Origin of the sequence: Streptomyces sp. NPDC102274 (assembly GCF_044766385.1) — a bacterium.
GTDB lineage: Bacteria > Actinomycetota > Actinomycetes > Streptomycetales > Streptomycetaceae > Streptomyces.
Genome location: NZ_JBIWLW010000075.1, coordinates 1 through 14,615 on the forward strand (window position 1 = coordinate 1; position 14,615 = coordinate 14,615).

6 protein-coding genes are annotated in these 14,615 nt (G+C 67.9%); all 6 read left to right on the forward strand.

Going from position 1 to position 14,615, the window contains the following annotated elements; translation table 11 throughout:
• Window positions 1-18: 18 nt before the first annotated feature.
• Window positions 19-8,397: an SDR family NAD(P)-dependent oxidoreductase gene (locus tag ACIRQP_RS41030; RefSeq protein ID WP_403900386.1), complete on the forward strand. Its 8,379-nt coding sequence runs from the start codon at window positions 19-21 to the stop codon at window positions 8,395-8,397.
• Window positions 8,398-8,465: 68 nt separating this feature from the next.
• Window positions 8,466-9,188 (forward strand): arylamine N-acetyltransferase, encoded by a 723-nt coding sequence (locus tag ACIRQP_RS41035; protein WP_403900388.1) that lies wholly within the window; start codon window positions 8,466-8,468, stop codon window positions 9,186-9,188.
• A 161-nt stretch (window positions 9,189-9,349) separates the two neighbouring features.
• Window positions 9,350-10,426, forward strand: a complete 1,077-nt coding sequence (locus ACIRQP_RS41040) for a 3-dehydroquinate synthase family protein (RefSeq protein ID WP_403900390.1) — start codon at window positions 9,350-9,352, stop codon at window positions 10,424-10,426.
• On the forward strand, window positions 10,423-11,802 hold the full coding sequence (locus ACIRQP_RS41045; RefSeq protein WP_403900392.1) for a 3-deoxy-7-phosphoheptulonate synthase: 1,380 nt from the start codon (window positions 10,423-10,425) through the stop codon (window positions 11,800-11,802). Before ACIRQP_RS41040 ends, ACIRQP_RS41045 begins: the two co-directional genes overlap by 4 nt.
• Window positions 11,799-12,611: a shikimate dehydrogenase family protein gene (locus ACIRQP_RS41050; protein ID WP_403900394.1), complete on the forward strand. Its 813-nt coding sequence runs from the start codon at window positions 11,799-11,801 to the stop codon at window positions 12,609-12,611. The genes ACIRQP_RS41045 and ACIRQP_RS41050 overlap by 4 nt, the downstream gene beginning before the upstream one ends.
• A 465-nt stretch (window positions 12,612-13,076) precedes the next feature.
• Complete coding sequence (locus ACIRQP_RS41055; protein ID WP_403900395.1) at window positions 13,077-14,144, forward strand: methyltransferase; 1,068 nt, start codon at window positions 13,077-13,079, stop codon at window positions 14,142-14,144.
• The last annotated feature ends 471 nt before the right edge of the window (window positions 14,145-14,615 follow it).

A 14,615-nucleotide genomic window follows, 5' to 3' on the forward strand; every position in this document is an offset into this window, starting at 1 on the left:
ACGCGGCATGCCTCTGGTGTGCTGTCGGTGATGTCGGGCGGGAGTGGTACCGGGTTCGATTTCACGGCTTGGCCGCCGCCCGGTGCGGAAGCGGTGGGTATTGATGGGGGTTACGGGTTGCTTGCGCGGGCCGGGTATGGGTATGGGCCTGCGTTTCAGGGGGTGCGTGCGGTGTGGCGGCGTGGTGAGGAGGTGTTTGCCGAGGTTGTGTTGCCTGAGGAGCAGCGTCAGGATGCCGGCAGGTTCGGTATACATCCCGCCTTGCTGGACGCGGCCCTGCAAGCCGGGACGCTCGGAGCCGCGGACACGGGGGTGGAGGAACCCGGGGAGCCGGTGATGCCGTTCGCGTGGAACGGAGTGGTGCTGCACGCCGGTGGTGCGTCGGTGTTGCGGGTCCGGTTGGTGCCCGGCGGGCCCAGCACCGTTTCGCTGGAGGCAGGGGACGAGGCCGGCGGCCTGGTGGTCACGATGGACTCGCTCGTGTTCCGAGTGGTGTCCGCAGAGCAGCCGGCTACGGCGGTCGGCGACTCGTTGTTCCGGGTGGACTGGACCGAGCTGTCGCCGGTTGCGGGGGAGTCCGCGCCGTCGTGGGTGCCGGTGACGACTGCTGACGAGGTGGTGGCTCCGGCTGACGGCGGGCCTGCGGTGGCGGTGCTGACGGCGGTCGGCGGCGATGACACGGCACTTGCCTTGGCCTCGCGGGTGCTGGGGGTTGTGCAGACGTGGTTGGCCGAGGCCGGGTCGGGGGAGTCGCGGCTGGTGGTGGCGACCCGGGGCGCGGTTCCCGCCGGCGGTGACAGTACGGTGACCGATCCCTCCGCTGCGGCGGTGTGGGGTCTGGTGCGTGCCGCTCAGGCCGAGAATCCGGGCCGGATCATCCTGCTGGACCTCGATCCCGCCGCCGACGGTGGTGCGGAGGCGGTGCTGGGTTCGGTGCTGGCCGGCGGCGAGCCGCAGATCGCGGTGCGCGGATCCGCCTTGTCTGTGCCGAGGCTTGTACGCATTGCCGATGACATCTCGGACTCGCCCGTCGCGTTCAGTGCGGAGGGGACGGTTGTGGTCTCGGGCGCGGGGGCGCTGGGTGGTCTGGTGGCCAAGCATTTGGTCGCTCGTCATGGTGTACGGCGTCTGATGCTGGCCAGTCGACGAGGCTGGGACGCCGACGGTATGGCGGACCTGGTTGCCGAGCTGACCGAGCAGGGTGCCGAGGTATCGGTTGTCGCGTGTGACGTCTCCGATCGTGCTCAGGTGGCGGAATTGCTGGCTACCGTACCCGAGGGGCACCGGCTGACCGGCGTGGTGCACACGGCTGGTGTCTTCGACGACGGGGTGATCGAGGCGTTGACCCCGGATCGGTTGGCAGGCGTGTTCGCGCCGAAGGTCGACGCGGTACGGCATCTGGATGAGCTGACCCGTGGTCTGGATCTCGATGCGTTCGTGGTGTTCTCGTCGATCGCGGGCGTGTTCGGGGGTGCTGGGCAGGGCAACTATGCGGCGGCGAACGCGTTTTTGGACGGGTTGATGGCCGGTCGTCGGGCGGCGGGTCTGCCCGGGTTGTCGCTGGCGTGGGGTTTGTGGGAGGAAACCCTCGGCATGGCCACGCACCTCAGCAGCGTCGACCAGGCGCGTGCGAGTCGTGGTGGTGTGCTGCCGATCTCGGCGGTGGAGGGTATGGAGTTGTTCGATGCCGCTGTGGGGTCTGGGCAGGCGTTGTTGGTGCCGGTGAAGTTGGATCTGCGGGGGTTGCGTGCTGGTGCGGCGGCTGGTGGTGAGGTGCCGCATTTGCTGCGTGGTCTGGTTCGGTCGGGTCGGCAGTTGGTGCACGCGGCGGGCACGGGAGATGAGCGCCGGCGGTTGGCTGACCGGCTGGTAGGGCTTGCTGCGGCGGAGCAGGAGGCTTTGTTGCTTGATCTGGTGCGTGCTCAGGCTGCGGTGGTGCTTGGGCATGCCGGGCCGGAGGCTGTTCGGGCGGATGCGGCGTTCAGGGATGCCGGTTTTGATTCGTTGACGTCGGTGGAACTGCGTAACCGGTTGCGTGAAGGGACTGGTTTGAAGCTTTCGGCCACGTTGGTTTTTGACTATCCGAACCCGCTGGCGCTTGCCCGCCACCTGCGCGACGAGTTCGGTGATGTGGTGCAGGTGCCAGTGGTACCGACGGTCGTTGTGGCTGGTGTGGGGGAGCCCATCGCGATCGTGGGTATGGCGTGCCGGTTGCCGGGTGGTGTGGCTGGACCGGAGGACCTGTGGCGGTTGGTGGCTGAGGGTCGGGACGCGGTGTCGGGGTTTCCCGAGGACCGGGGCTGGGATGTGGAGGGTCTGTTCGACCCGGACCCGGATCGTCCGGGCACGTCGTATACCAGTCGGGGCGGTTTCCTGCATGAGGCAGGGCTTTTTGACGCGGGGTTCTTCGGGATTTCGCCGCGTGAGGCGTTGGCGATGGATCCGCAGCAGCGTTTGCTGCTGGAGACGTCGTGGGAGGCGTTGGAACGGGCGGACATCGATCCAATCTCGTTGAAGGGCACCGACGTCGGTGTGTTCTCCGGGTTGTCCGGGCAGGGGTATGGGGCCGGTGTGGCTGGGCCGGAGGTGGAGGGTTTCGCGGGCACGGGGATGGCGTCGAGTGTGGCGTCGGGGCGGGTGTCCTACGCGTTCGGATTTGAGGGTCCGGCGGTGTCGGTGGACACGGCGTGTTCGTCGTCGTTGGTGGCTATTCACCTCGCTGCGCAGGCTTTGCGGCAGGGGGAGTGTTCGATGGCGCTGGCCGGCGGTGTGATGGTGATGGGGACACCGGGCACCTTTGTGGCGTTCTCCCGGCAGCGTGGCCTGGCCGGGGATGGGCATTGCAAGGCGTTCGCCTCCGGCGCGGATGGGACGGTGCTGTCCGAGGGCGTGGGCGTGGTGGCGTTGGAGCGGTTGTCGGTGGCGCGTGAGCGTGGGCACCAGGTGCTGGCGGTGATCCGCGGCAGCGCGGTGAACCAGGACGGTGCGTCGAACGGTCTGACGGCGCCGAATGGTCCGTCGCAGCAGCGGGTGATCCGCAAGGCGCTGACCAACGCTGGACTGTCTCCGTCCGATGTGGATGTGGTGGAGGCTCACGGGACCGGAACCGCTCTGGGTGATCCGATTGAGGCGCAGGCGTTGCTGGCCACGTATGGGCAGGGCCGGGATCCGGAGCGTCCCTTGTGGCTTGGTTCCTTGAAGTCGAACATCGGTCATGCGCAGGCGGCCGCGGGCGTGGGCGGCGTGATCAAGATGGTGCAGGCATTGCGGCACGATGTCATGCCCGCGACGTTGCACGTCCAGGAGCCCACGACTGAGGTGGATTGGTCGGCGGGTGCGGTGGAGTTGTTGACGGAGGCGCGTGAGTGGCCGCGCAATGGTCATCCGCGTCGGGCTGGGGTGTCCTCGTTTGGCATCAGTGGGACGAATGCCCATCTGATTCTGGAGGAGGCGCCCGACGAGGAGGCTTTGCCCGCTCTGGAGGAGGCGGGTGTGGTGCCGTTGGTGGTGTCGGCGCGGAGTGCTGGTTCGTTGGCGGCTCAGGCTGGTCGGCTGGTGGAGTTTGTGGAAGGTGCTGACGAGGTTTCGTTGGCGCGTGTGGCTGGTGCGTTGGTGTCGGGTCGTGCGGTGTTGGGTGAGCGTGCGGTGGTGGTGGCTGGTTCTGGTGAGGAGGCGTTGGCTGGGCTGCGGGCGTTGGCGTGTGGGGAGAGCGCGCCTGGTGTGGTGGTCGGCAGTGCCGGTTCGGGTGTGCCGGGCAAGGTCGTGTGGGTGTTTCCGGGTCAGGGTTCGCAGTGGGTGGGGATGGGGCGGGAGTTGCTGGACTCGTCGCCTGTCTTTGCTGAGCGGATCAGGGAGTGCGCCACCGCGTTGGAGCGGTGGGTGGGGTGGTCGTTGGTCGATGTGTTGCGTGGTGAGGCCGACTCGGGGTTGGTGGATCGGGTGGATGTGGTGCAGCCGGCGAGCTTTGCCGTGATGGTGGGTCTGGCTGCGATGTGGGAGTCGGTGGGGGTTCGGCCGGATGCGGTGCTGGGTCATTCCCAGGGTGAGATCGCGGCTGCGTGTGTGGCGGGTGCGTTGTCGTTGGAGGATGCGGTTCGGGTGGTGGTGTTGCGCAGTCGGGCCATCGCTGCGGAGTTGTCCGGGCATGGCGGTATGGCCTCGGTCGCTCTGGGTGGGGACGAGGTGGTCGGGCGTTTGGTTCGGTGGGCGGAGCGGGTGGAGGTGGCTGCGGTCAACGGGCCGTCTTCGGTGGTGATCGCTGGTGATGCCGAAACGTTGGACGAGGCGTTGGAAGTGTTGTCCGGTGAGGGGATCCGGGTGCGGCGGGTGGCGGTGGACTATGCCTCGCACACCCGGCACGTGGAGGACATCCGCGACACCCTCGCCAAGACACTGGCCGGGATCGTCGCGCAGGCACCGACGGTGCCGTTCTACTCCACCGTCACCGGCTGTTGGGTGCGGGACGCCGGGATTCTGGATGGCGGGTACTGGTATCGCAACCTGCGGCAGCAGGTGGGTTTCGGCCCGGCGGTGGTGGACCTGCTGGGGCAGGGACACACGGTGTTTGTGGAGGTCAGTGCTCATCCGGTGCTGGTGCAGCCGATCAGTGAGATCGTCGACGGCACGGATGTCGATGCTGTGGTGGTCGGGTCGTTGCGGCGTGACGACGGTGGCCTGCGACGTCTGCTGGTTTCTGTGGCGGAGTTGTTCGTGCGGGGTGTGGCAGTCGACTTGAGTGGTGCTCTGCCGCAGGTGTCCGGTCGGGTCGATCTGCCGACGTATGCTTTCGATCATCGGCATTACTGGCTTCAGTCGGCCGGGTCGGTGACTGACGCGGAGTCGTTGGGGCAGGCGGGTGCGGATCATCCGCTGTTGGGTGCGGTGGTGCAGTTGCCGCAGTCGGACGGTTTGGTGTTCACCTCGAGGTTGTCGTTGCGGTCGCATCCGTGGCTGGCTGATCACGCGGTCGGTGGTGTGGTGCTTTTTCCTGGCACTGGGCTGGTGGAGTTGGCGGTGCGGGCCGGTGATGAGGCCGGGTGCTCGGTCCTGGACGAGTTGGTGATCGAGGCGCCGCTGGTGCTGCCCGGGCATGGCGGGGTCCGTGTGCAGGTCGCGTTGAGCGGACCGGATGACAACGGTTCACGCACGGTGGATGTGTACTCGCTGCGTGAGGACGGCACGGATGTGTGGACGCGGCACGCCACCGGTGTGCTGTCGTCGGCGCCGAGTAGTAGTGGCAGTGGCAGTGGTACCGGGTTCGATTTCACGGCTTGGCCGCCGCTGGGTGCGCAGCCGGTCGAGGTCGGGGACTTCTACGACGACTTGGTCGAGCGTGGCTACGTGTATGGGCCTGCGTTCCAAGGGTTGCGGGCGGTGTGGCGGCGCGGCGAGGAGGTTTTCGCCGAGGTTGCCCTGCCCGAGGACCTGGGCAAGGAGGCAGGCAGGTTCGGTGTTCATCCGGCGTTGCTGGACGCGGCCCTGCAAGCCGCGACGGCCGGTGCCGCAGCGGCGAGGCTGGCTGATGCTGACGTCGAAGGTGAACCAGACGGGCAGGAGCTGTGGCTGCCGTTTGCTTGGAACGGGCTGGAACTGCACGCGGCCGGTGCCTCGGTGTTGCGGGTGCGTGTCGCGCAGTTCGAGCGTGACAGCTTGTCCCTGGAGGCGGGGGATGAGGCCGGTGGCCTCGTGGTCACGATGGACTCGCTCGTGTCGCGGGCGGTGCCGGCCGGGCACTTGGAGATGGCAGCGGACATGGCGGTCGCCAGTTCGTTGTTCGGGGTGGAGTGGACCGAGTTGACCTCGGTTCAGGGGGCGGAGCCCGCGCCGTCGTGGGTAGTGGTGGCCACCGCGGAACATGTGGCGACTTTGGCCGACGATGTGCTGTCCGGTGCGCAACCGCCGGCGGTCGCGTTCATGGAAGCCTTGAGCAGCGGCGACGACGAAGACGTGGCACTGGCTCTGACCTCGCGGGTGTTGGAGGTCGTGCAGTGCTGGCTGGCTGGGGCCGGACTGGAAGAGTCACGGCTGGCGGTTGTGACCCGGGGCGCGGTTCCCGCCGGCGGTGACAGTACGGTGACCGATCCCTCCGCTGCGGCGGTGTGGGGTCTGGTGCGTGCCGCTCAGGCCGAGAATCCGGGCCGGATCATCCTGCTGGACCTCGATCCCGCCGCCGACGGTGGTGCGGAGGCGGTGCTGGGACCGGTGCTGGCCAGCGGCGAGCCGCAGATCGCGGTCCGTGGCACGGCACTGTCGGCCCCTCGGCTCACCCCTGCCGCCGAGGGGGTTCTGCGGATGCCCGCGGATACGTCGGAGTGGCGATTGGTTGCTACGGGCGGCGGTACGCCGGACAGCTTGGCGCTGTTGCCCGATCCGGGGGCCGCCGCGCCGCTGGCTGCCGGTCAGGTCCGTGTCGGGCTGCGGGCTTTGGGGATCAACTTCCGAGACGTACTCCTCACGCTGGGCATGTTCGAGGAGGAGGCGGAGGTAGGCGGCGAGGGCGCGGGTGTGGTGCTGGAGGTCGGCGAGGGCGTGACCGGCCTGGCCGTCGGTGACCGCGTGATGGGACTGACCGGTGACAGGTTCGGGTCGGTCACCGTCACCGATCATCGGTATCTGGTCCGGATGCCGGCGGGATGGTCTTTCCAACAGGCCGCCTCGGTCCCGGTGGTGTTCTTGACCGCCTATTACGGTCTGTGTGATCTGGCCGGCCTGCGGGCCGGGGAGTCGGTGCTCGTCCATGCTGCCGCCGGCGGTGTGGGCATGGCTGCGACTCAGATAGCCCGGCATCTGGGCGCGAGGGTGCTCGGCACGGCCAGCGAGAGCAAGTGGGCGGTGCTGCGGGAGTTGGGCTTCGCCGATGAGCGCATCGCCTCGTCGCGTACGGCGGAGTTCGAGGAGCGTTTCCTCACCGCGACTTCCGGTGCCGGGGTGGATGTCGTGCTGAACTCCTTGGCCGGGGAACTGGTGGACGCCTCGTTGCGGCTGCTGCCCCGTGGCGGCCGATTCATGGAAATGGGCAAGACCGACATCCGGGATGCCGACGCCGTCGCCAGGGCGCACTCCGGAGTCGACTACCAGGCATTCGACCTGACCGAGGCCGGTCCTGACCGGATCCAGCAGATGCTCACCGAACTGGTGGCTCTGTTCGACGCGGGCGTACTCACTGCGCTGCCGCGTACGACGTGGGACGTGCGCTGCGCACCGGAGGCGTTCCGGTACATGAGTCAGGCCCGGCACGTCGGCAAGGTCGTGTTGAGCGTTCCCAAGCCCTTCGACGCGGAGGGGACGGTTCTGGTCTCGGGCGCGGGGTCGTTGGGTGGTCTGGTGGCGAAGCATTTGGTCGCTCGTCATGGTGTGCGGCATTTGGTGTTGGCCAGTCGACGGGGTGCGGCTGCCGAGGGTGTGGAGGATGTGGTCGCCGAGCTGACGGACCAGGGAGCGGAGGTTTCGGTCGTCGCCTGTGATGTGTCCGATCGTGCCCAGGTGGCGGCTCTGCTGGCGTCGGTGCCGGAGCAGCATCCTCTGACGGGAGTCGTGCATACAGCGGGCGCGTTGGATGACGGGGTGATCGGGGCGTTGACCCCGGATCGGCTGGCAGGCGTGTTCGCGCCGAAGGTGGACGCGGTGCGGCACCTGGACGAACTGACCCGCGGTATGGATCTCGACGCGTTCGTGGTGTTCTCGTCTGTCGCGGGCGTGTTCGGGGGTGCTGGTCAGGGCAATTACGCGGCGGCGAACGCCTTTCTCGACGGGTTGATGGCCAGTCGTCGGGCGGCAGGGCTACCGGGTGTGTCGCTGGCGTGGGGTCTGTGGGAGCAGATCACCGGCCTGACCGCCCACCTGGGCGAGGTTGACCAGGCTCGTATGAGCCGTGGTGGTGTGCTGGCGATCTCGGCGGTGGAGGGTATGGAGTTGTTCGACGCCGCTGTGGGGTCTGGGCAGGCCCTGTTGGTGCCGATCAAGCTGGATTTGCAGGGGCTGCGTGCCGGTGCGTCGGCCCGTGGTGAAGTGCCGCATGTGCTGCGTGGCCTGGTCCGGTCGGGCCGGCAGTTGGCGCACGCGGGGGGAACCGGCCATGAGCGGCGACTGGCCGACCGCCTGGCCGGACTGTCCGCCGCCGAGCAGGCGACCGTCCTGCTCGACCTGGTGCGGGCTCAGGTGGCCGCTGTTCTGGGCTACAGCCCGACACACCACATCGACACGGACCAGGGGCTCTTCGAGATCGGCTTCGACTCCCTCACCGCCATCGAGCTGCGTAACCGGCTCCGCAACATCACCGAAAAGAAGCTCTCTCCCAAGCTCGTCTTCGCCTTTCCGACGCCAGGAATGCTCGCCGCGCACCTGCGAGAGCTGATGTGCGGCGAACAGGCCGCCAATCCACCAGCGATTTCTGTCTGAAAGAGGGTGATGACGTGTTCGACGTGGGCGAGTATCTCCGGCGAATCGGCTGCGGAGGAGAGACCCGGGTGGACATCGCGACGTTGCGGAGGCTGCACAAGAACCACCTCATGGCGATTCCGTACAACGGTGCCGGCGAGGACCTCAGCGACGGAGTGCACTTCGTCGACCCCGACGAGAGCGTCATGTTCGAGACGACCGTCGTCAACGGGCAGGGCGGTTCGTGCTTTCAGCTGAACCGTCTGTTCTTCCGTCTCCTCCGTGAACTGGGCTACGACGTCACTCTGATGGCAGGCGTCACCGTCGAAGGCCGGGAGAACATCGGGGTCGAGGTCGAGCACATGTTCAGCCGTGTCGCACTGGACGGTGACGAATGGCTTGTCGACGTCGGCTACCCGGGCCCTTCCTATGTGGAGCCGTTGCTGATCTCCGACACGGTACAGACCCAGTACGGGTGCCAGTACCGGCTGATCGACCGTGAATCCGAGATCACTCTGCAACGCCGGGGAGTGGTCAGCCGGTGGAGTGTCGTCTACTCCTTCACGATGAAATCCCGACAGTGGAGCGACTGGAAGGAGCTGGAGGACCGCGTCCGGAAGATCCTGTCGGACGCGGGGCGGGACGACGGCAAGGAAATCCTGTTCGGCCGGACCTTCGAGAACGGTCAGGTCGTCATGAAGGGGCGACGGTACCTGACGGTCCGTGACGGCCGAGAGGAGGTACGCACGATCACGGACGACGGCGAACACCGGATGCTGATCTCCCGCATTCTGTCCGGCACGTCGAGCTGAATCCGAACTCCGTCACCACGTGGCGCGATTCATCCCGAGCTGATCATTAACAAGTTGGAATCGGAAGGAAGAATGATGACAAAAGACACGGCTGACGTGATCGTGATCGGCCGAGGAGCGGCCGACTCGGTCGGCCTGACGGGTGCGAGGTCGAAGGCGGCGTGAAACGTACAGTTCCGGTGCGCCTCGGAGATCGTTCCTACGATGTGGTCATCGGCCCGGGGGTGCGTACGTCGCTCGCCGAGGTGGTCCAACGGCTGAGCGCCAGGCGGGCCGTCGTCGTGTCGGCCCGTCCGGCGGAATGGGTGCCCGAGACAGGTGTGGAGACCCTGCTGCTGCCGGCCCGGGACGGCGAGCAGGACAAGACCCTTTCCACGGTGCAGGCGTTGTGCGGTGAGTTCGCCCGGTTCGGGCTCACCAGGTCGGACGTCGTCGTCTCCTGCGGTGGCGGAACAACCACGGATGTGGTCGGGCTGGCGGCCGCGCTGTACCACCGGGGCGTGGCGGTGGTCCACCTGCCGACGTCGCTGCTGGCCCAGGTCGACGCCAGCGTCGGGGGGAAGACGGCGGTGAACCTGCCGGCGGGCAAGAACCTGGTGGGCGCGTACTGGCAGCCCAGCGCGGTGCTGTGTGACACGGACTACTTGTCGACCCTGCCGCGGCGGGAGATACTCAACGGCCTCGGGGAGATCGCCCGTTGCCACTTCATCGGGGCGGTGGACCTGCGCGGGCTGTCGCTGGCGGAACAGATCACCGCGAGTGTGACCCTCAAGGCGGGCATCGTGGAGGTGGACGAGCGGGACGCCGGGAAGCGCCACTTGCTCAACTACGGCCATACGCTGGGGCACGCGCTGGAGACAGCGACCGACTTCGCCCTGCGCCACGGCGAGGCGGTGGCCATCGGCACGGTCTTCGCGGGCAGGCTGGCGAGCGCGTTGGGCCGCATCGACCGCGCGAGGGTGGACGAACACCTGGCGGTCGTTCAGCACTACGGCCTGCCCGCCGCCCTGCCCGCCGACGTCGAACCGGCGGTCCTCGTCCGCCAGATGCGGCGGGACAAGAAGGCGATCACCGGACTCGCCTTCGTCCTGGACGGGGACGCGGGTGCGGAGCTGGTGAGCGATGTGCCATCGGACCTGGTCACGCGCGTCCTCGACCAGATGCCCCGTGAACGCCTGGACGCGCTCGTCGGTGGTGCCGCGGTCCCGGACCCGATGGCCGATGCGGCTATGACATGAGGCGGTTCCATCACGGGCCCGCCGAACCGGTGGGCCCGGCCCACACCCGCCTGGGGGACCGGCTGTTGGCACGCGGGTTGAGCTCGGCGCTGGCCCGGCCGGCCGCGCAGCAGCCGCGGTGGCCGGACCCGGAGCGGGCGAGCGCCGTCGTCGAACTGCTGCACCGGGCCGAGCCGATCGTGGCCCCGCACGAGACGGCGCGGCTGTCGGACAGGCTCGCGTCGGTCGCCCGCGGCGAGGCGTTCCTGCTCCAGGGCGGTGACTGCGCCGAGACCTTCGCCGACAACACCGGGCCCCATCTGCGGGCCAATCTGCGGGTGCTGCTGCAGATGGCCGGCGCGCTCGCCGACGCGGCGGGCCTGCCGGTGGTCAAGGTCGCCCGCATGGCCGGGCAGTACGCCAAACCGCGGTCCAACGCCATGGACGAGCTGGGGCTGCCGGTCTACCGGGGCGACATCGTGAACTCCCCGGAGCCCACGGTCGCCGCGCGGACGCCCGACCCGCATCGGATGCTGCGGGCCCACACCCACGCCGCCAGAGCGATGGACCTGGTGCGCACACTCTGCGCCGGCGGCGTGGTCGAGCCGCACCGCAACCTCGTCTGCTCCTTGCCCGTCGGCGCCCGGCACGCCGGCCAGGAGTCGTGTGCCATGGACGGCGGCGGGGCGACGCTTCCGACCGAGGTCTACGTCAGCCACGAGATGCTCCTGCTCGACTACGAGCGGGCCGGACTGTGGGTGGACACCAGTGGTCCGGAGCCCCGGCTGTCGAGCGGGCTGGCGCACTTCCTGTGGATCGGTGAACGCACCCGCCAGCTCGACGGAGCTCACATCGCCCTCGCGGAGCTCCTGTCCAACCCGATCGGCCTCAAGATCGGTCCGGGCGTCACCCCGGAGCAGGCGGTCGACTACGTACGGCGCCTCGACCCGCAGGGCACACCGGGGAGGCTGACGCTGGTCAGCCGCATGGGGCACGGCCGGGTCCGCGACGCCCTCCCGCCGATCGTCGAGAAGGTCACCGCCTCCGGCCACCAAGTGATCTGGCAGTGCGACCCGATGCACGGCAACACCCGGACGTCGAGCAGCGGGTACAAGACCCGTCACTTCGACCACGTGGTCGACGAGATCGCGGGCTTCTTCGAAGTACACCGGCAGCTCGGCACTCATCCAGGCGGCATTCACGTCGAGGTGACCGGCGAGGACGTCACGGAATGTCTCGGTGGTCCCTCGGACATTGCCGAGGCGGACCTGCCCGCCCGCTACCGGACCGCCTGCGATCCGCGCCTCAACGCCGAACAGTCGGTGGAAGTCGCCTTCTCCGTCGCCCAGATGCTGCGTGGCCAGCGGGCACGGACAATCCAGGAAAGGTCGCGATGACCAGCACACCTCCCGCAATCCCCATCAGCGGCACCACGCGCCTGTACGTCGTCCTGGGTGATCCCGTCGCCCAGGTCCAGTCTCCCGCCCTGATGAATCCGCTCTTCGCGCGGCGGGAACTGGACGCAGTGCTGGTCCCCGTGCATGCCGGGCCGGAGCACTTCGATCAGATCTTCGACGGACTGCGGCGCATCAGCAACGTCGACGGCATATTCGTCACGGTGCCGCACAAGGCGGCAGCGCGCCGACTCGCCGACCGGTGCAGCCCGATGGTGGAGGTCACGGGCAGTGCCAACGCGCTCAGACGGGAAGCAGACGGCAAGTGGTACGCCGAGAACTTCGACGGCATCGGCTTCGTGACCGGCCTTGTGGAGGCCGGCTTCGATCCGGAAGACCGGCAGGTCGCACTGGTCGGCGCGGGTGGCGCCGGGAGCGCCATCGCGGCCGCGCTGCTGGCGGCTGACGCCGCGCGGCTGTCGGTGTGTGACCTGGATGCCGCGAAGCTCGGCGGACTCCACTCGCGCCTGGACGCGCACTGGCCGGGCAGAACCTTCACCGCGGCCGAACCGGACTTGGACAAGGCCGACATCGTCGTGAACGCCACGCCGCTCGGGCTGCGTTGGGATGATCCGCTGCCATTCGAGCCGCACCTGCTCCCGGCGGGATGTGTGGTGGCCGACATCATCATGAAACCCCGTGAAACGCGTCTTCTTCGGGAAGCGGCGGCTCGTGGTCATCGCGTCCACCACGGGATCCACATGCTCGGTGGGCAACTGGACTCGTACCGCGCCTTCTTCGGTCTGGGTTGATCAGCCCGACGACTACCAGATCAAGGGATGTGGGGGCAGGCCGTGGCGGCATATTCTGGCAGTCGGCGGTCAGCAACACGATCCGCGCACGCTGGGCCAGTTCCGCGCGGTCCCGCTGCGACTCGGCTCCCCCCCCGCGGGTCGGCCCGGCCGGCGGAGGGAGCGCCGCACCGGGTCCCGCGGTAGTGGAGCCGTGCCGTCGTGCGGCGCGTCCGGGGGTCCGCGGGGATCGGGCGGGGCCTGCTCGAAGCCTTGACACCGCGCCGCCGGCACCACGGCCGGCGGCGCGGCGTCTCCGCCTCGCCCACCATCCGGACGTGGACGGTCGCGGCGTCCGGGACGCACACCGCACGCACGGCGTCGGCCCGCGCACCCGACGTGCTCTCTTGTACCTCGTGCGCCAGATCAACGATCACGAGCACCCGGCGCCGTGGTGGTCACAACCGACCCGAAGGGACGAGCGGAATGACCGCAGTAGACACGTTCATGCGACTTCGCGAATACATGGTGGGGCCGTCGAGGTTCATGATCCTGCTGTCCTGTTTCGAACTCGGCATAATCGATGCGCTCCGGAAGAACCCGCGCATGACCGCGGCCCAGCTCGGCGACGCCGTCGGCGCCGCGCCGGACGCCGTGGAACAACTCCTCCATCTGCCGGTCAAGGAGGGTTTCGTTTCCTACGACGAGGGTTCCGGCCGCTACTCCCTTGACGCGTTCGCGGGCGTCGCCCCGTCCCACCTCCAGCAAGTGCTCACCGTCTTGAACATGATCAAGGTCGTCATGCTCAGGCAGATGTTCTATCTCACCGACAGCGTTCGGAACGGCACGCTCGTCGGCCTCAAGGAGCTCTACGGGTTCGAGGGAAACCTGTACGAGGCCGTGGCCGAACACAAGGACCTTCGCGACTCCTGGGCGACGATGATGGACGGCGTCACCACCCAGTTGGATCCCTGGTTCTTCAGGAACATCCACGTTCCGTCCGGCTCGCAGGTGCTCGATCTCGCAGGGAACACCGGTCTCGGCGCGATTCTGGCCTATCAGCTGAAGGCGTCTCCCGGGCTCCGCGTGACGACTTTCGATCTGCCGGAGAAGAAGGACGAATGCCTGGAGAACTTTCGATCCCACGGTGTGGAGGAACACTGCTCGTTCCTCGGTGGCGATGTCTTCGAAAGCGTTCCCAAAGGCTTCGACGTTGTCCTGATCAAGCACTTCTTGGACATGTTCGACAAGAAAGATGTGGTCAGGATCCTCAGTGGTGTCAACGAGGCGCTGGACGTCGGTGGGCAGGTCAACATCCTGGTGCCGGTGTACCCCGAGGACGTCAAGGAGCCCAGCAGCGCCGGCGTCGACATCTTCCCCGCCTACTTCCTCGCCTGCACCATGGGTCAGGGCGGCCCGCAGAAGCTGTCGACCTACCGGAGCTGGGTGGAAGAATGCGGGTTCACGGTCACGAAGATGGTTGCCCAGGATCTCACCACAACGCCGGGTAGCCTTATCGCACACGGCATTCTGTGCGCGACGAAGGTCGCATGAGACCGCCCGAGCGGTGACCGCACCACGGGTTCCCCCGCGGAGAGTCCGTCGTCGATGCCGCGACGAACCAGGTCCTCGGTCCGCCCGCCCCACGGGGCACCACGCGGGGGAGCCCACTGGGGCCCGCGCCGTCCATCCGGTACGCCGATGCGGATACGGATGTCACGGGCCGTCGACCGGCGGGATCCGCCGACATCGTTGTGGAACCCCGTGAAACGCGACTTCTTCGTGCGGCGGCGTCACTTGGCCGCGTCTGTTGTGGAATCCACATGGCCGACGGGCACCTGGGCTCGAACCGCCTTTCTTCGGTCCGGGGTGAAGGGCCGGCGACTACCAAACCGAGGGATGTGGCGCACGGCGCGGCGGCATACTCTGGCTAGGGCCTGTTGCAAAAGTGGATCTTGTTCGTTCATGATCGTGTTTTGTGGGACGTGGAGATCTGACGAACGACCAGTGGGCCCGGCTTGAGCC